22 protein-coding genes are annotated in these 17,446 nt (G+C 47.2%); 12 read left to right on the top strand and 10 right to left on the bottom strand.

Annotated elements, in window-relative coordinates; translation table 11 throughout:
• The 3 genes from AC1DXC_RS25495 (at nucleotide 1) to AC1DXC_RS25485 (ending at nucleotide 1,786) form a co-directional block, all read left to right on the top strand.
• Nucleotides 1-384: a TraR/DksA family transcriptional regulator gene (locus AC1DXC_RS25495; protein ID WP_133233830.1), complete on the top strand. Its 384-nt coding sequence runs from the start codon at nucleotides 1-3 to the stop codon at nucleotides 382-384.
• Nucleotides 385-990, top strand: coding sequence for a lipoprotein signal peptidase (locus tag AC1DXC_RS25490; RefSeq protein WP_477462001.1), 606 nt, complete (start codon nucleotides 385-387; stop codon nucleotides 988-990).
• A 298-nt stretch (nucleotides 991-1,288) separates the two neighbouring features.
• Entirely contained in the window at nucleotides 1,289-1,786 is a 498-nt protein-coding gene (locus AC1DXC_RS25485) for a thioredoxin family protein (protein ID WP_477462000.1), read from the top strand.
• 238 nt (nucleotides 1,787-2,024) lie between these two features.
• Here the strand turns inward: AC1DXC_RS25485 and pyk are convergent, their stop codons facing one another.
• Nucleotides 2,025-3,461, bottom strand: a complete 1,437-nt coding sequence (pyk, locus tag AC1DXC_RS25480; protein WP_477461999.1) for a pyruvate kinase — start codon at nucleotides 3,459-3,461, stop codon at nucleotides 2,025-2,027.
• 65 nt (nucleotides 3,462-3,526) lie between these two features.
• Complete coding sequence (locus tag AC1DXC_RS25475) at nucleotides 3,527-3,952, bottom strand: IPExxxVDY family protein (protein ID WP_477461998.1); 426 nt, start codon at nucleotides 3,950-3,952, stop codon at nucleotides 3,527-3,529.
• Between the two features lie 143 nt (nucleotides 3,953-4,095).
• Between AC1DXC_RS25475 and AC1DXC_RS25470 the strand changes: the two genes are divergently transcribed.
• Genes AC1DXC_RS25470 through rnc form a run of 3 tightly spaced genes read left to right on the top strand, consistent with a single transcriptional unit; the run spans nucleotide 4,096 to nucleotide 6,344 of the window.
• Nucleotides 4,096-4,332, top strand: a complete 237-nt coding sequence (locus AC1DXC_RS25470; protein ID WP_031266521.1) for an acyl carrier protein — start codon at nucleotides 4,096-4,098, stop codon at nucleotides 4,330-4,332.
• A gap of 20 nt (nucleotides 4,333-4,352) precedes the next feature.
• Complete coding sequence (fabF, locus tag AC1DXC_RS25465; RefSeq protein WP_477461997.1) at nucleotides 4,353-5,606, top strand: beta-ketoacyl-ACP synthase II; 1,254 nt, start codon at nucleotides 4,353-4,355, stop codon at nucleotides 5,604-5,606.
• Between the two features lie 12 nt (nucleotides 5,607-5,618).
• Entirely contained in the window at nucleotides 5,619-6,344 is a 726-nt protein-coding gene (gene rnc / locus AC1DXC_RS25460; RefSeq protein ID WP_477461996.1) for a ribonuclease III, read from the top strand.
• Between the two features lie 91 nt (nucleotides 6,345-6,435).
• Here rnc and AC1DXC_RS25455 read toward each other — a convergent pair whose 3' ends face one another.
• Complete coding sequence (locus tag AC1DXC_RS25455) at nucleotides 6,436-7,167, bottom strand: hypothetical protein (RefSeq protein ID WP_477461995.1); 732 nt, start codon at nucleotides 7,165-7,167, stop codon at nucleotides 6,436-6,438.
• A 216-nt stretch (nucleotides 7,168-7,383) separates the two neighbouring features.
• Between AC1DXC_RS25455 and AC1DXC_RS25450 the strand changes: the two genes are divergently transcribed.
• The 6 genes from AC1DXC_RS25450 to AC1DXC_RS25425 all read left to right on the top strand — a co-directional run bounded on the left by AC1DXC_RS25450 (nucleotide 7,384) and on the right by AC1DXC_RS25425 (nucleotide 11,229).
• Nucleotides 7,384-8,262, top strand: coding sequence for a YicC/YloC family endoribonuclease (locus AC1DXC_RS25450; protein WP_477461994.1), 879 nt, complete (start codon nucleotides 7,384-7,386; stop codon nucleotides 8,260-8,262).
• A 92-nt stretch (nucleotides 8,263-8,354) separates the two neighbouring features.
• Nucleotides 8,355-8,924, top strand: a complete 570-nt coding sequence (gmk, locus tag AC1DXC_RS25445; protein WP_477461993.1) for a guanylate kinase — start codon at nucleotides 8,355-8,357, stop codon at nucleotides 8,922-8,924.
• A 34-nt stretch (nucleotides 8,925-8,958) separates the two neighbouring features.
• Nucleotides 8,959-9,327 carry a four helix bundle protein gene (locus AC1DXC_RS25440; RefSeq protein WP_477461992.1) on the top strand — a complete coding sequence of 123 codons (369 nt, stop codon included), beginning with the start codon at nucleotides 8,959-8,961 and terminating at the stop codon, nucleotides 9,325-9,327.
• Nucleotides 9,328-9,389: 62 nt separating this feature from the next.
• On the top strand, nucleotides 9,390-9,965 hold the full coding sequence (nadD, locus tag AC1DXC_RS25435; RefSeq protein ID WP_477461991.1) for a nicotinate (nicotinamide) nucleotide adenylyltransferase: 576 nt from the start codon (nucleotides 9,390-9,392) through the stop codon (nucleotides 9,963-9,965).
• A gap of 4 nt (nucleotides 9,966-9,969) precedes the next feature.
• A complete protein-coding gene (locus tag AC1DXC_RS25430) occupies nucleotides 9,970-10,149 on the top strand; it encodes a hypothetical protein (protein ID WP_477461990.1) in 180 nt (59 codons plus the stop codon).
• Nucleotides 10,150-10,629: 480 nt separating this feature from the next.
• Complete coding sequence (locus AC1DXC_RS25425) at nucleotides 10,630-11,229, top strand: MiaE family protein (protein WP_477461989.1); 600 nt, start codon at nucleotides 10,630-10,632, stop codon at nucleotides 11,227-11,229.
• Between the two features lie 140 nt (nucleotides 11,230-11,369).
• On the opposite strand, the gene AC1DXC_RS25420 is transcribed toward AC1DXC_RS25425, so the two are convergent.
• The 7 genes from AC1DXC_RS25420 to AC1DXC_RS25390 form a co-directional block, all read right to left on the bottom strand.
• Nucleotides 11,370-12,299 carry a hypothetical protein gene (locus AC1DXC_RS25420; RefSeq protein ID WP_477461988.1) on the bottom strand — a complete coding sequence of 310 codons (930 nt, stop codon included), beginning with the start codon at nucleotides 12,297-12,299 and terminating at the stop codon, nucleotides 11,370-11,372.
• A gap of 60 nt (nucleotides 12,300-12,359) precedes the next feature.
• Nucleotides 12,360-12,737, bottom strand: coding sequence for a response regulator (locus AC1DXC_RS25415; protein WP_477461987.1), 378 nt, complete (start codon nucleotides 12,735-12,737; stop codon nucleotides 12,360-12,362).
• Between the two features lie 616 nt (nucleotides 12,738-13,353).
• Nucleotides 13,354-14,352: a Kelch repeat-containing protein gene (locus AC1DXC_RS25410; protein WP_477461986.1), complete on the bottom strand. Its 999-nt coding sequence runs from the start codon at nucleotides 14,350-14,352 to the stop codon at nucleotides 13,354-13,356.
• Nucleotides 14,353-14,359: 7 nt separating this feature from the next.
• Complete coding sequence (locus tag AC1DXC_RS25405) at nucleotides 14,360-14,887, bottom strand: hypothetical protein (RefSeq protein ID WP_477461985.1); 528 nt, start codon at nucleotides 14,885-14,887, stop codon at nucleotides 14,360-14,362.
• A gap of 18 nt (nucleotides 14,888-14,905) precedes the next feature.
• Nucleotides 14,906-15,130 carry a hypothetical protein gene (locus AC1DXC_RS25400; protein WP_477461984.1) on the bottom strand — a complete coding sequence of 75 codons (225 nt, stop codon included), beginning with the start codon at nucleotides 15,128-15,130 and terminating at the stop codon, nucleotides 14,906-14,908.
• A gap of 65 nt (nucleotides 15,131-15,195) precedes the next feature.
• On the bottom strand, nucleotides 15,196-15,651 hold the full coding sequence (locus AC1DXC_RS25395; RefSeq protein WP_477461983.1) for a peptidase associated/transthyretin-like domain-containing protein: 456 nt from the start codon (nucleotides 15,649-15,651) through the stop codon (nucleotides 15,196-15,198).
• A 503-nt stretch (nucleotides 15,652-16,154) separates the two neighbouring features.
• Nucleotides 16,155-16,985: an N-acetylmuramoyl-L-alanine amidase gene (locus tag AC1DXC_RS25390; protein ID WP_477461982.1), complete on the bottom strand. Its 831-nt coding sequence runs from the start codon at nucleotides 16,983-16,985 to the stop codon at nucleotides 16,155-16,157.
• Nucleotides 16,986-17,446 lie beyond the last annotated feature (461 nt).

Raw genomic sequence — 17,446 nt, 5'->3', positions numbered from 1 at the left:
ATGAGTCAAGAACCAGTAAAAACAAGATATTCTGACGCAGAATTAAAAGAATTTAAAGACCTGCTTTTAGAAAAACTACGCAGCTCTAAAGAAGAGCTTGCTGCATTGGCAACATCATTAAGTTCGCCAAATGCCAACGGTACAGATGACACTGCCGGTACTTATAAAACATTGGAAGATGGCTCTGCAACCTTAGAAAAAGAGCAGATCAATCAGCTAGCTGCACGCCAGAAGAAATTCATCGAGCAGTTAGAAGCCGCATTGGTACGTATAGAAAACAAAACTTACGGTATTTGCCGCGAAACCGGCAAGCTTATCCCTAAAGAGCGTTTGCGCGCAGTGCCGCATACCACGCTTACTATGGAAGCAAAACTGAAGCAGTAAATGAAGGCAGCTTATACAAAACCCTTCTTAACTGCTGCATTTATAGTACTGCTGGATCAGATTATCAAAATTTGGGTGAAGCAGCATATGGCCCCACTGGAGGAGATTCACTTCCTGGGCAACCGGGGTATGCTCCGTTACATCGAAAACAACGGTATGGCCTTTGGCATGGAGCTGGGCGGTACGCTGGGTAAACTTACGCTTACGCTTTTCCGCATTGCAGCGGTAGGCGGCATTGCTTACGGCCTGGTGCACCTCATTAAGCATAAATATCATCGCGGGCTTATCATGATGGTGGCCCTGATACTGGCCGGCGCTTTGGGCAATATCATCGATTCGGTTTTTTATGGCGTTATTTACCACTATGCGCCGCTGTTTCAGGGCAAGGTTGTAGATATGTTCTACTTCCCCTTAATAGACAGCCACTTCCCGATGTGGTTCCCCATTTGGAAAGGAGAGCAATTCGTTTTCTTCCGGCCGATATTCAACCTGGCCGATGCGGCTATATCCATAGGGGTTATCATGATACTGCTGAACCAAAAACGCTATTTTAAGCACGAGGAGCCCGAAGTAAGCAGCCCCAACAGCGAAATGGTGGAGGATTAGTTTTAAGTCGGAAGTCCGAAAGTCGGGAAGTCCGGAAGATATAAATAGATATACAAAACGGGGTTATTGCGTAAGCGGTAACCCCGTTTTGGTTTTACACCTCACCAAACTTGTCATTGCGAGTCGCAGGGGGAGGGCTGGCGCATGGGCGCGACGTGGCAACCTCATAGGACCGACGACCGCGCTGCTCCTTGCCCTGGCGCAAATCCCCGCAACGCCCTGTCACGGAAACTTTACACCGGCGCGACTATTGTTTGCCCGCTAACCCATATATTAGCAATTAACAACATAGCCCCTTATGAAAAAGATACTCCTCATTGCTACCCTCATTGCATTCGTCAATATCGCTAAAGCGCAAACAACCCCCAATCTGTACAACCCGGCTGCGGATGCTAAAGCCGATATTGCCGCCGCAGTAAAAAAGGCCGCAAAAGAGCATAAGAACGTGCTGCTGCAAATTGGCGGCAACTGGTGCAGCTGGTGCCTGCGTTTTAATAAACTGGTTACCACTACCGATTCGCTTAACAATTACCAGAACGCCAATTACGTGGTGGTGCACGTAAACTACAGTAAAGAAAATATGAACGAAAAACTGCTGGCCGAACTGGGTTACCCGCAACGCTTCGGTTTCCCGGTGTTTATTGTATTGGATGAAAAGGGCAACCGCCTGCACACCCAAAACTCTGGCTACCTGGAAGAAGGCAAAGGCTACAGCAATACCAAAGTGCTGGAGTTTTTCCAAAGCTGGACACCCGCCGCGCTTGATCCTAAGACCTATGCGGATAAGACGAAGTAGAGGTTAGAGGACAGAGATTAGGAAAACTATATAAACACCTCGTCATTGCGAGGAACGAAGCAATCCCCGGCAGGCAGGTCGAACCTGCAGAGCCACTCCGCGCGCCGATGATTGCCGCGCTATCGCTCGCAAGGACGATGTGGAAACAAAACAAGGTTACCGCTCATCGCGATAACCCTGTTCATTATTTTTATAAGGCGAAAGAGCAAAACTAATCTCCGGCCTCAAGAGCTAACATCTACTCCACCACACTCACCCTAAGCATGTTGGTTTTACCATGTTTGGTGATAGGCACCGCTGCGGTGTTGATAACCACATCGCCAACGTTTATCAGGCTTTGCGCTTTCAGAATGTCGTTTACATCGGTTATGGTTTGGTCTGTGCTTTCTAACTGGTCGTAGTAAAAAGCACGTACGCCCCAAACAAGGCTCAGCGCGTTCAGGAGCTGTTTGTTTGATGTAAAGATATAAGTACCGGCTTTTGGCCTGTAACTCGAAATTTCGAAGGCTGTGTAGCCCGAGGTGGTCATAGATACTATACCGGCCGCTTTGGTGTGCTCGGCTAAATAAACCGCGCTACCGCAAAGGTTATCGCTCAGGAAATTCGGATGCGTAGTATCCAGATTCTCTTTCTTCGATGCGTTGAAAGGATAGCCTAAATCTTCTACGTTACGAACAATCTTAGCCATTGTTTCAATAACAATAACCGGGAACTCGCCAACAGAAGTTTCGCCGCTTAGCATCACCGCATCTGCGCCATCCAATACCGAGTTGGCTACGTCGTTCACCTCGGCACGCGTTGGGCGCGGGGTAGTAATCATGCTTTCCAGCATCTGGGTAGCTACGATAACCGGTTTAGAAGCATCGCGGCATTTGCGGGCAATCATTTTTTGCAGCAAAGGCACTTCTTCCAGCGGGCACTCAACGCCCAAATCGCCGCGGGCAATCATCACGCCATCAGTAGCGGCTATAATCTCGTCGATGTTTTCTATAGCTTCAGGCTTTTCAACCTTGGCAATTACGCGGGCAGCTTTGCCGCTTTCTTTTATGATGCGTTTAAGGTCAATAATATCCTGGCCGGTGCGTACGAAAGAAAGGCCCACCCAATCAACATCCCACTCCAGGGCATATTTAAGGTTGGCTATATCATCCGGAGTTAAGCTTGGGATAGAAACCTTGGTGTTTGGCAGGTTAACACCCTTGCGCGATGTTAGTATGCCACCATGTACCACCTCGCAAATAACGGTATCAATGCGGTTAGTGTCTATAACCTTCAGTTGCAGCTTGCCATCATCCAACAGGATGATTTCGTTTGCCTGCACATCCTGTGGGAAGGTTTCGTAAGTAATGTATATCTGGTTGTCGTCGCCAACGCATTCGTGCGTGGTAATGTTAATGCGCGTACCGTTTATAAGGTGTATGCCGCCATCTTTTACTTGCCCTATGCGGATTTTTGGGCCTTGCAAATCGGCCAGGATGCCAACGTTGGTTTTGTACTCGGCGTTTATCTCACGAATGAGGTCGATAAATTTCTTGTGGTCTTCGGGTTTGCCATGCGAAAAGTTCAGTCGGCAAACGTTTAGTCCGGCGCGTATCATAGATATTAAAACATCTTTTTTGGAACACGCAGGCCCCATGGTGGCAACAATCTTTGTGCGATTATAATAAAAATTCATATTCTCAGGTTTAAATCGGGCTATATTATACTATATAGTGTAGTATTGACACATCAAAATTTGCGCTAAAATAACAGATTTTCCCGTGATTTTATTTTTTTCGGTTCAATCTTTACGGCGGCTACTACTTCGGGTATCTTATTAAGTGCCGAAATTAGGCTTTCAAGATCGTTTTCGTCGATATAATTTTTAATTAAAATAAAATAATCGGCTTCGCGCATTTCGGGCACAAGGTAACCGTCTGAACCCTTATTACCAATAAAAATAAAGTCAGTTTCGGTGTTTTCCCAGCTATGCTGATAAATAGAGAACAAAATCTCGCTTCCGCCGGGCCCTATATCCAGTTTGAGGTCGTCTTTGCGCACAAAATTAAAGTTCAAACCTTTGTTGATAAGATAACAAATGCGGTAATCTTTAAGCGATGTGGTGAGCGCAATTAATATAAAATCAAAATCGATCTCAAACTTTAAATTTTTCCTGTTCAAAATCATTATTTTTACGGCGTTAAAATTACTAATCCAAACCTTTGCAATAAAATATTGTTCTGATAATTATGCGAAGTTTTTAGGTTTGATATTTAACATAATTTATTTTTCTTTGCACTGAAAATTATTAATCATTAAAAATTAAGACTATGTCTGATATCGCTTCAAGAGTAAAAGCTATTATCGTGGAAAAACTGGGTGTTGACGAAAGTGAAGTTACCCCAGAAGCAAGTTTCACCAACGATCTTGGTGCGGACTCTTTAGACACCGTGGAACTTATCATGGAGTTTGAAAAAGAATTTAACGTTGCAATACCTGACGATCAGGCCGAAACTATCGGTACTGTAGGCCAGGCTGTTGCTTACCTCGAGAAAAACGTTAAATAAGCTCCTCTTAAAACTGTTAAATGGAGTTTAAAAGAGTTGTAGTAACCGGGCTTGGAGCGCTTACTCCAATTGGTAATACCGTACCAGAATATTGGAACGGCCTAATCAATGGGGTAAGCGGCGCTGCCTTTATCAAGAGTTTCGATGTATCGAAATTCAAGACTAAATTTGCCTGCGAAGTAAAGAATTTTGACGCGGAAGGTTTTTTGGGCCGTAAAGAAGCCCGCAAGCTAGATCCATTTGTTCAATATGCTTTGTTCTCTACAGAAGAAGCGGTTAAAGATGCCGGATTAGATTTCGAAAAACTGGATACCAGCCGTATAGGCGTTATCTGGGGATCGGGCATCGGCGGGTTAAAAACGTTTTTGGATGAAGTGGTGAACTTTGCCAAAGGCGATGGTACCCCCAAATTCAATCCCTTCTTTATCCCGAAGATGATTGCCGACATTGCGCCGGGCCATATCTCTATCAAGTATGGTTTACGCGGGCCAAACTTCACAACTGTTTCGGCATGTGCTTCATCAAATAACTCGCTTATTGATGCCTTCAATTACCTGCGCCTTGGTAAAGCCAATATGTTTATCACCGGCGGTTCTGAAGCTATCATAAACGAAGCTGGTATTGGCGGGTTTAACGCTATGCACGCACTATCAACCCGTAACGACGACCCTGCTACCGCTTCGCGCCCATTTGATTTGGATCGCGATGGTTTCGTAGCCGGCGAAGGAGCGGGTACCATTATTTTGGAAGAATTGGGGCACGCACTAAAACGCGGTGCCAAAATTTATGCTGAGATGGTTGGCGGCGGCATGAGTGCCGATGCTTACCACATGACTGCACCGCATCCAGACGGCTTAGGCGCATCATTGGTAATGAAAGCCGCGTTAGAAGATGCCGGTTTAACACCTGCGGACGTGGATTACGTGAACGTACACGGTACATCTACACCAATTGGCGACCCGCAGGAAGTAAAAGCGATACAGGATGCCTTTGGCGACCGGGTTTATGATATCAACATCAGTTCAACAAAATCAATGACCGGCCACTTGCTTGGCGCGGCCGGCGCAGTTGAAGCGATAGCGTCTATTTTAGCGCTGCAAAATGGTATTATTCCGCCAACTATCAACCATTTTACCGATGACCCGGCTTTCGATCCGCGCATCAACTTTACCTTCAATAAAGCACAGAAACGCGATATTAACGTGGTACAGAGTAATGGTTTCGGTTTTGGTGGCCACAATGCATCGGTAATATTTAAAAGATACCAGCAATAACCCCCGCGTTGGATGCCAATCAGCCGCTTTTACAAGCTATACTTTTCCCCTAATAGAAAATACGTTAAGGTTTTAAAGAATTTGCTCGGCTTTGTGCCGGGCAATTTATCTTTATACCGTTTGGCTTTCAGGCACAAATCGGTTGCGCAAAACATACGTAAAGGCGTAAAAAACAGCAACGAACGCCTGGAGTTTTTGGGCGATGCCGTACTGGGCAGTGTAGTAGCCGAAGTGCTTTTTAAGCTTTACCCTTACGAAGATGAGGGTTTCCTCACCGAATTACGCTCGAAAATAGTAAGCCGCAACAACCTCAATGCTCTGGGCAAAAAGCTGGGCTTTGATAAGCTGATAGAATTCGATACCAAAATACTGAACGCCGGCAGGCAGGGCTCGCTGCTAGGCGATGCTTTCGAGGCGCTCATCGGCGCCGTTTACCTGGATAAAGGATATGATTTCACCAGAAATTTTTTGGTGAACCACATTATCAAATCTCACATCGACATCCACAAGCTGGAGCAAACCGAAACCAACTTCAAAAGCAAGCTGATAGAATGGTGCCAACGCCACGGCAAGGATATAAGCTTTGATGTGATAACCAACCTCGATGGTGAAAGCGCCAAGCTGTTTACCGTACAAGCCGTTGTTGATGGCGAGGTAATGGGATCAGGCAAGGAGTTCAGTAAAAAGAATGCCGAGAAATTAGCTGCAGAGAAAGCTTGTGCTGCCTTGGGAATCTGATTCATTTTGGATTTCGAATGTTCAATTTCGGATTGAGGCTTGGTTAAGTTGTTTAACCACTCTCCACTCACTAATCACTCACTCACTAAAACTAAGGTTTCTTTATCTTAATATCCCCCGGGCCACCCAAGGATACAGGTGCGTTTATTTGGGGCAGGGCCTTGTACTTATCGCCATTTCGCTTATAGTATTGGTAGTTGGTGCTGATGTGCTTCATCAGGTCATAATCGGCCCATATTTTCAGGTCCTCGTACGATGGCCGCCAAAAGCCCATGAATTTTTGTGCCTCTACGGTGTCTTTTACGCCGGTAACCTTCATAACCAACGGCAGGTTGTATCGGCGGTCAACCTCGGTGGCTTCCAGCTCGCGTTTGCTGAACGCTGCAAAGCGCCGGGCACGCCCTGGTGTTTTACCGAATAATTCGTAAATGCCGGTTAAGGGGTTAGTTAAAAAACTCAGCACGGGCGGCTTGCCATTGTAAAACGTACCCTGGCTTTTATAGGCCCCCATTACCTCTTTAAGTTCCTGCCTTTTGGTTTGGCCCACCACACGCACTTCGCTCAGCTTAAATTCCGGCTGCATATAAACCACCATGCCGAAGCCCTCGCACTTTTGCTTTTGTACAGTATAATCGGCTTTGGTAAATTCAAGCGTATCGCCAATATTGGCTTTGATGGTATAATTGCCCAGTTCGTCGGTCATGACTTCAAACCTGTTCTTCAGGTTTTTTACAGATACGCCGGAGAGCCTGTCGTTTGATATTTTGCGGTAAGTGGTGCCTTTAGCTTCCTGCGCATGCGCGTACACGATGCAAATCAGCATAAACAATAAGGTACAGGCAAAAAGGCGCTTCAAAGGCATAAATATTTATGGTACAAACTTATCGCTTTAAAACGATTCGAAATGTGAAAAAGTGTTAAAACGGATGTGCGGATTGCAGATGTGCAGATTTCAGATGGAAGAGGATGAAGCGAGGTTTTGCGGTGCTGCGTCTCATATCTCAAATCTCATATCTCAAATCTTTCCTTATCTTTGCACATGATAAAATCCATGACAGGGTATGGAATTGCCAGCTTCGATTCGGGCCGCACAAAATATACCGTCGAAATTAAATCCCTGAACAGCAAATTCTTAGAACTATCCCTGCGCTTACCCAAAGTGTTTTCGGAGAAAGAGTTCCAGCTGCGCAACGATTGCAGCAAGCAGATAGAACGCGGAAAAGTGAACTTATCCATCAATGCCGAGCAGGCCGATGCAGCAGAAGCCAAAGCGGCCGGTATAGACAAAGCCCTGCTTAAGCATTACTACAATCAGCTAAAATCGGTAAGCGATGAGTTGAACGAACCAGGCGGCAACCTGTTGCAATTAGCCTTAGGCTTGCCCGATGTGGTGAGGTTTGCAGAAGATACCGTATCAGATGACGAGTGGAAACTGGTAGAGAAAACCTTTAACCAGGCTATGGCGGCGTTCCAGCAGTTCCGCAGCGATGAAGGCAATGTGCTGGAGCAGGATATCAGGATGCGCATAGGCATCATCCTCAAAAACCTGGAATTAGTAGAAATTGAAGAACCTAAGCGCGTGCCGGTTATCCGCGAGCGCCTTAACCAGTTCTTAAGCGAAGCCGTTGGCGCCGAAAGTATTGATAAGAACCGCTTTGAGCAGGAACTGATTTACTTTATTGACCGTTTAGACATTACCGAAGAAAAAATAAGGTTGAAGGCCCACTGCGATTACTTTTTAGAAACGCTGAAGAATGCCGACGCCAATGGCAAAAAACTTGGCTTTATATCGCAGGAGATAGGTCGCGAAATAAATACCCTGGGCTCCAAAGCCAACGATGCCAACATGCAAAAGCTGGTAGTAGGCATGAAAGAGGAACTGGAAAAAATAAAAGAACAATTACTAAATGTGTTGTAAGCTGTTTTAAGGTTGGAAGGTTGTAAAGTTGGAATGTTATCGAACCCAACAGCAACCTTTAAACCTTATAACCTTTCAACTTTCCAACAATAATGAAAGAAGGTAAACTCATCATATTTTCGGCTCCATCAGGTGCAGGCAAAACTACTATCGTGCATCATTTGCTGGGCCAAATACCCAACCTGGAGTTTTCTATTTCGGCCACCACAAGGGCACCACGCGGCGATGAGGAGGATGGTAAGGACTATTACTTCATCAGCCTGGCCGAGTTTACCCACCGTATTGCCAAAAAACAATTCGTGGAATTTGAAGAGGTTTATACCGGCACGTTTTACGGCACCCTGCGCGCCGAGATTGAACGCATATGGGCAAAAGGTAAAACAGTTATCTTCGATATCGACGTAGAGGGCGGCCTGCACCTTAAACGTAAGTACGATGGACAGGCGCTGGCGATATTTGTGCAGCCTCCTTCCCTGGAAGTTTTAAAAGAGCGATTGACCGGTCGCGGCACCGATAGCCGCGAAAAACTGCTGGAACGTTTCGAAAAAGCAGAAAAAGAACTAAACTACGCCCCGCAATTTGATATTATCCTCAAAAATTACGATCTTGAAACGGCTTGTGCAGAGGCGGAGAAATTGGTGACAGACTTTATAGCCAGTTAACAGTTTGCAGCTGGCAGTTTGCAGTTTGATTACGATGGGTAGTTATAAAGATTTACTGTTGTATAAGAAAAGCTTTACGCTGGCCATGGAGATTTTTTCTGTAACGAAGCAATTTCCCAAAGAAGAAACATATTCGTTAACGGATCAGATAAGAAGGTCGTCTCGTTCTGTCAACATCAGCACTATCGAAGCTTACCGAAAGCGCAGGTATCCAAATCATTTTGTAAGCAAGCTAACCGATGCTGATATGGAAAACAGCGAAACTCAAGGCTGGCTGGAATTTTCCTTAGCGTGCGGATATATTACTAAAGAAGTTTACGAAAAGCTATTAGCCCTATCGGGCGAAGTGGGACGGATTTTGCAATACATGATGGATAATCCCGATAAATTCGGCGCGGGATAACCCCCAATGCAAACTGCTAACTGATAATTAACTGCCAACTGCTCACTGCCAACTGCCAACTGATGAAAATAGGTTTACTATTCGGTTCGTTCAATCCCATACACATAGGGCATTTAATAATTGCCAATTACATGGCCAACCATACCGCGCTGGATAAGGTGTGGCTGGTGGTATCGCCACAAAACCCGCTGAAGAAATACGGCGACCTCATCAACACCTACGACAGGCTGGAGATGGCCAAACTGGCTACCGATAATGCCACTAATATTGCCGTGAGCGATGTAGAGCTGAAACTGCCACAGCCATCGTACACCATTGATACCCTTGCCCATTTAAAAGAAAAATACCCCGAGCACGAGTTTGCCCTCATTATGGGATCCGATAACCTGGGCACGTTGCACAAGTGGAAGAACTACAAACTCATCCTGCGCGATTACCGCATCTTCGTGTACCCACGCCCCGGCCACGAGAACGCCGAGTTTGCCTCGCACCCCTCCGTTACCATCACCATGACCCCACAGATGGAACTATCGGCAACCTTCATCCGTAAATCCATCGCCGAAAAAAAGAACGTGCAATATTTTGTGCCCGATCCTGTTTTGAAATTTATAGAGAGCAAGAGTTTGTATAAAGTGTAAGGTTATGGTAACAAAAGAATGGGTTTTGGCCGTGTTGGAAAAGATGCCGGAAAAGTTTTCCGCTGATGATTTTATTAAGGAAATCTACCTTACCAAGAAAATTGAAATTGCAAGACAGCAATTCAAAGAAGGTGATTTTCTGACGGATGAACAATTGGCTGAGGAAATTAGCAAATGGAACTAAAGCGAGTACTAGCGTTAATTTTATTCACGGTATTTTGCACTCATTGCGTAGCACAAAAGTCTGACCGTGATAAAATCTACTGGACTGCCCTTGAGCAATATGTAATCTCTATTGAGTCTGAGAGTTCCGACACTACCGATAGTTATAGTTATCGTAGCGGAAACAAAATATACCTGGAGAAACCTTTTTATATAGATAGCATACCTCCCCAAATAGGGAGGCATAAAATCATTCTTATTACGAGAGATACTCAGCGACTGTTGTACAAAGACCACAACAACAAACTGATTCATACCATAATTTCCCCGTTAACGATAAAAGACGAAAAGCTATTTATTACGATAACGCCGTACCATGGCACGTTTAAAAAGAAGCAATATTTTTTGGGCGCTTCTGATGGTGTGACGATTTACTTTAAGTTTGACTGTAATAAAAAGAAATACGTTTTTGATAGAATAGAACATTGGGCCATATAGTAATATGAGCGAGAAAACCATCCTTAAACTACACCTGCCTACCGACCCGCTTTGGGTGAAGAATGTGGTAGAAAGCAATATAGAAGAATTGCTTACCGACCACGCTTACTGCGAGCAAAAGGCCGCCACCAATGCTATCACCATCATTGTACAAAACCCCAATCTCAGCGATGTAGTACAGGAAATGATTGCGCTTGCCCAGGAGGAGATGGATCACTTTAAACGCGTGCATGATATATTGTTGCAGCGTGGATACACCCTTGGCAAAGAGCGTAAAGACAATTACGTAAACGAACTACGCAAATTTATCATCGTGGGCGGTGGTCGCGAGGCCCAACTGATAGACCGGCTGCTTTTCTCGGCCATGATAGAGGCCCGCAGCTGCGAACGTTTTAAGGTACTCTCCGAAAACATCAACGATACGGCCCTCTCCGAATTTTATTACGAGCTGATGGTGAGCGAAGCCACACACTACGCCATGTTTCTGCGCCTCGCTAAAAAGCACGCCGTAGAAATAGATGTAGATAAACGCTGGGCCGAGTTCCTGGCCTACGAAGCCAAAGTGATACAAAACTACGGCAAAGGCGAAACCATCCACGGGTAAGCTTTACCCTCTTTGTGCAGCAGGGTCGACCAGCGATAGTCCCCACAGCTGTGGGGAGGGCGAGCCAAATACAATCACAAAAAAAGCCCCGGTTCTTCCTGAGAAAAAACGGGGCGGGGGTATATATAAATAGAGGCTAATTAACGGATAGCCTTTGCCGCCACAAATGTTCCTGTAGCATTAAACGTTACCACGTATTTGGTATTGTTCACCGTTATAAAAACATCATAACCTAGCAAAGCACCTGCTTTGCTGCTTATAGAAAACGCCTTGTTGAACACATATCCCGCATAAGTAGTAGTTAAGTAAGTGGTAGCAGCGGCAGGCAATGCGGCTTCGGTAACCGACGCTACTTTGCCGTGGCGGGGATCAATCTGGGCGCGTACTACCAGGCTGCCGGCAGGGGTTATAGCGGTAGCAAACAGGCCGTTGTTCTTGCTGATGAGCACGTATGTACTATCATGCGCCACAAAGGCGTGCAACAGGGTATCGGTTGGATACGTGGTGGTAAAGTAAGTGCTTACGGCAGCAGGGATGGCCGATAGGGCAATGGTGTCGCGCGGGTGGCCGTTACGGTCGCCAAAGGGGCCGCCCTCATGGAAACGGCGACCGTGGCGCAGGTCGTCGCCAATGCGTTGCTCCAATACCTTTACAAAGGTGCCGTCGGTACCAAATTTAAGGCCTACAGGGTTGCCGTTGAACTGGATGGCTACGATATAAGCGGCGAGCACGCCGGTACTGTCTTTTACCGAGAATGCCTTTTTGAAAGTATAACCCGCATAGTTGGTGGTGAGGTAAGTACCAACTGCTGTAGGCAAGGCGCTGAAGGCTACGGTGTCTTTTTTATCGTGCCTGCCCATGCACCCTACCAGGTACAGGCTATCGGTTGTGCCGGATAGGCTTACGGTTGCGATGGCGATGGAGCCCGTGTTGGCAACCGCAGTGGCCAGCGCGTTGTTAGATGCCGCGGTGGTAACTTCGGCAGTAGTAGCGGCATCTTTGGTGCAAGACGATAACACGCCTGCGCTGCCCAGCAGCATTAAGCTGTAGTAGATAAGTTTCCTTTTCATAATCATGCTTTTTTTGTTTAAAAAATTGGTTTCTATATATTCAATTGTTGTTTTGGCGTATCAGGAAGCCATCAGATAATCTACCCGTGAGGCAAACAGGCTTATATCCAATGGCTTTACAAACAGGGCCTCGCATTTATAAGCTTCGGCCAGTATCTTTTTGCTTTTGTAGGCTGTTACTACTATGATGGGCACGCCATGCAGGTCGGCATCTTCTTTAAAGTCCCGGCAAATTTCCTGGCACTCGTTGTTCAGCAGCAGGTAATCTAAAATAACCAGGTCGGGTTTCAGGGCTTTGGCGCGGTCGTAAACGGCGTTGGGGTCGTAAGTAATGTGCACCTCAAAGTTTCCCAGGTGCATCAGGTCGTCCACTACCGATAGTATGCGGTTATCCTTATCCAGTACCAGTATGTGTTTTTTATCGTGGAGGGCGCTCATCGTATTGCTAAATTTTCTTAAGCTAAAGGTGAGGCTTTGCAGGCAGCCATTTTGCAGTGTATCGTTTAATGGGGGGAATGTATCGGTAAACGGAACCGGGATTAAGCGGATTAATACGATTTTGGGGATTTGTCTGAACCATGATTTTTAGGATTCAGGGATTGGCTTGATTTTTTAAGCTTCAAGTAATCCTATAATCAGGAAAATCATGGTTCAGACAAATGGCAATGCCTGCGGCCCGCGCTTTCCGCTCATACTGCACAGGGCCTTAGGCGCAGGGCCGGTATCCGCTTCAATCGCTATTGCGGGGTGAACCGGGATTTTTGTCTGAACCATGATTTATTGGATTAAAGGATTAGCCTGATTTTTTGAGCTTCAAGTAATCCCATAATCAGGGAAATCATGGTTCAGACAGCTAATCTTCGGGCGACAACGGGCAGAATAGGTTAGTATAAAAAATGGGGCGCCGTGCAGCAAACACGAACGCCCCTACTGAACTATATGAAAAAACAGAACGCTTATGAAAGCCAACTTTTTGAACGGAGCTAAGGGGGAGGACTTGCTCTAAACCTAAACACCTGAAGATTGCCTCCCCCTGCTCCGTTAATCTTACGGGTTATTTCAACGTAAATACTTCTACGGCTATGTCGCCCCCGGCTCCGCCTGCGATATAAATCTTATGCTCGTAAACCGTGCCGCCTACGCCGTTGCGTGCCAGGTTAAGGTCGGCGGTTTTTATCCATTGGCCGCCTTTGGCCGGGTCGTAGTAAAAAACATCTTTCTGCGGGCCATTGGGCGTAGTGGCAGTGGCGCGTTCGCCGCCTATGTAGTATATTTTGCCATCCAGGTTTACGGCTGTGCCGCCGCCGGTGCCCAGGGGCAGCTCCGCATCAAGCGTGCTCCATTTGCCTTTTTTAAAGTCGTAGCAATCAACAGGCAACACTACCTTATCAAAAAAGGACATGAAGTTATCCTTATCGTGCAAGCTGGTATTGCGCCCGCCAAGGGCGTAAAGCTTATCGCCTACTACTACGGCCTGTGCATGGTCGCGGATGTGCGGGGCATCGGGCAGTTGCTTCCAGGTCTTTTTTATCGGGTCGTACTCGTCAAACATGCCGTTGGTACCGCTGGTATGGCCATTGGTAATGCCCGCCACCAGGTACAGCTTGCCTTTATGTTCGGCTGTGCCTGCCCCGGCGCGGCGGCGCGCGGCAGGTATTTCGCCCCCTACCTCCCACATATCGTATTGGGTATCGTAGGTGTACACATGGTCGATAGGCGTTTGGTTGGGGTAATTCCTGGTCATGAAAGCGCCCAGCACGTATATTTTATAGTCGTAAGCCACGGCCTGCAAATGATGCATGGGTACCGGGGCCATGGCTTTCTTGTTCCAGGTGAGCGTAACCAGGTCAAGGTCCTCAACAGGCATGGCGGGGCCATCGCCGCCAATTAAAAAGAAACCCTCGTCCGTCCTCACAAAACTGCATTCGCTGCGTGCGGCTATTTTGTTTTTTGTTTTAAGCAGTTCCCAGTGGCCGTCGCCTTTGCCCATGGGCATAAGGGCAAGGCTGATAAACAGGGCAATAATTGCGAGGTAAACAAGGGCTTTTTTCATGATGGAGCTAATTGTTGATTACAGATGGATGCGTCATTATCGACCTGTAATTTACGACAGATAAGCCATCCTGCATCTTTATGGTAAAAGTTTCCGAATCCGTTAGCTCGGGCACCAGGCCCTGCGCCAGCACCATGTATTCGCCAAAGGAATTGAGCAGGGTAAGATCGCCCGTCATATAATGGATAGCCACCTTATGCTTACTGAAATCGGTAATGTCCGAGTCGATCAGCTCAAACTTCGGCGTTTCAAAAAGCAGGCTGTTGCCCAAATTATCGCCCGGGCCCGGTATCCTGCCTTTCAATAGCTGTATAAAATGCCCCACGGCAAAGCTCAGCTTGTAATGCAGCGAGTTAGCACGCCCATCGGCATCCTTCATCTGCCCGAAGGTGGTGTACAGGCCCTGCTGGTTATACGTTTGCGATTTGAGCAGGAATTCCTGGTACGATGCATGCAGCACGCTTTTTCCGAAATCGCTTTCGGCAGATGTATCTATCACCTGCTTGTAGTTAAGTTTTATGATTGCTTTTGCCATGCCTTTAGTTTTTATACATTACAATGCCACGCCGAAAGAATAAGTGCCGTTATAGCCCGCCGCAATGCTGCCGGCCATAGAAAGCGTTTCGTTAGCCAGATCTGTAGCCGAATTACCGAAGATGCCGTCGCTGGCGTTGCGGGTGGTATTGGTACCCAGGTTGTATGTAGAGCTGGTGTGCACCGCATCGGAAATGGTTTCGGAGAAGGTAAGCTGCGTGGTTTTTTTGAGTACGTTGTTCACGTATATCTCAAAGTGTATATGCGTAGCCCTGCCGCCGTACCAGCCCGGGTAAATGGTTATAAATTCTACCGCGCCCTTGTCATCAGTAGCCTGGTAACGCGCAGCCAGGTTTCGCCCACATAGCTTTTGGTGCCCGATTGACCCGCCTGGCCCGAATAGCCCGAGTAGTAGCCATCTTTATTGCAGTGCCATATATCTACGCGGGCGTTGGTTACCACGTTGCAATTATCGTTGGTGTTTACCACCAGCAAGTTTAAGGTAAGCGGTATGCCGGTTTGGCCCGCGGTAATATCGCTGCGGTCGAGCGGGTTTTTGAGTTCGCCGCCGGGGTACGGGTAAGGGCCTTCTACTTCGGTTGGGCTAACGCGGCAGGCGCTGCTGGCTGCGGTGGTATCGGTGGATGTTGTGGTACCGGTTGCATCGGTTGTAGTGCCAACCGATTCCTTTTTGCAGGCCGCAAACAATACAGGGCCCGAGGCCGCAGCAACTGCAAATGTTCTTAAAAAATCTTTCCGCTCCATTTTACAAAAATTAGTAGGGGTAATACTTTAGTTTACTGATGTAAATGTACCGGAGGGGGAAAACGCAGGGTAGCGGGTGTCGGTAAATAAGGATTTTGTGTCGATAAGAGGTGATTGAAGGATTAGAGGAGGTAATCTTAAAATCGCCACGCTCGCTCGCATATTTGACTCACCCCGACGGCCCGCATGCGCGGGCGTCGACCCTCTCTGCTTCGCAAAGAGGGTGAGGAAAAGAAGAAAAAAAGATAGCCCCAATGTCTCCCCATCTTTGCGCAGCAGAGAGGGGCGGGGGTGAGTCGACTCGCGACGCGGACATGACCGGCGGTTCGCTCACATATTTGACTCACCCCGACGGCCGCTATCGCTGGTCGACCCTCTACTCCGTAAAGAGGGTGAAGAAAAGAAGGAATGAAGAAAAATATAGCCCCAATTTCTCCCCTTCTTTGCGGAGCAGAGAGGGGGCGGGGGGTGAGTCGACTCACGACGCGGACAGGGGCTCGCGCCTAATATTTCCTATACACATTATACAGCACATCCATATCGCAGCAGGTGAGTACCGGAAGGTCGTCGGTTTGTACAAAGTGGCGTTTGAAGGCGCTGATGGCGGCGGGCAGGTTGCTGGTATCGTACCCGATGAGGCGCAGGGCCGTAACATAATCGAAGCCCTCGGGCGCGGGTAGCTGCTCCACATCGGCCCACAGACCGAAGCCCTTTTGGGCCAGCAATGCCCAGGGGAAAAGCAGTCCGGGATCTGGTTTGCGGGAGGGTGCAATATCCTGGTGACCAATGAAATTTGCCGTGGGGATGTTATATGTTTTCTTCAATTGTGCCAATAGCAGCAGCAGGCTTTGCATTTGTGCCGGGGCGAAGGGTTCTTTGCCCGTATTATCCAGTTCGATACCGATGGAGCAGCTGTTCATATCGCTGATGCTGCCCCATTTGCTGATGCCGGCATGCCAGGCACGCAGGTAATCGTTCAGCATGTGTACAATTTTGCCGTTTTTACTGATCACATAATGCGCGCTCACCTGCGGCTTTACCAGCGTAAAAGTTTTAAGCGTTTGCGCCAATGAATCCTGCGCGGTATAGTGGATGATGACGTAATTAGGCTTGCGCAGGTTGAAGTTAACGGTACCCACCCACTCGCTGGCAATGGGTCTGCCCAGGCTATCGGCCAGGGTAACGGTATCCTGCTTTTGCACCACGGCTACCAAACTATCCGTTGCGCTGGTATAACGCTTTTCGGTAAGAGCGTAAGGGTTGGTAACCTTTGGCGAACAGGAGGAAAAGATGATGGCGGCGATGAGGATGGGGAAGAGGTAAGCGTTTTTCATGTAGGGTAAAAATAGGGAAATATGCTAAGTAACGTGTAAAGGCGGTTTTGTGTTCTTGGGAGAAAAGAGCAGCGTGTCGGACTGGCTGAGAATTTAAGCCCCCCACGTCATGCCGAATTTATTTCGGCACCCCACTCGGCAGGTATTCGGCAAGCAAAGCAGGTTAGTATTGTGGCAACTTTTATGATGGGGTGTTGAAACAAGTTCCATTAGACTTGCAAAGAAATTAATTAACAGATTGTTGTTGATAATTTTGGCATGTTAAAATGTGGAGAAGATAGCCGGTAGGAAATAGTCACGAGTTCTAGCCTTCGAGGCTCTATGTTGATCTAATGCCCTGGCTATCTTCTTTTATTAACCCAAGGCTCTATAGTAATTTAACCCCACGTTCGTAGCATGGAATTAGCCGGGTTAACTCCACATCCTAAACACTAGCACACTAGCATGTTATGGACAAATTT

The organism is Mucilaginibacter sp. P2_D11 (assembly GCF_056404435.1).
Note: the sequence above shows the minus strand (reverse complement) of the source record. Positions and strands in the feature narration are given on the sequence as shown.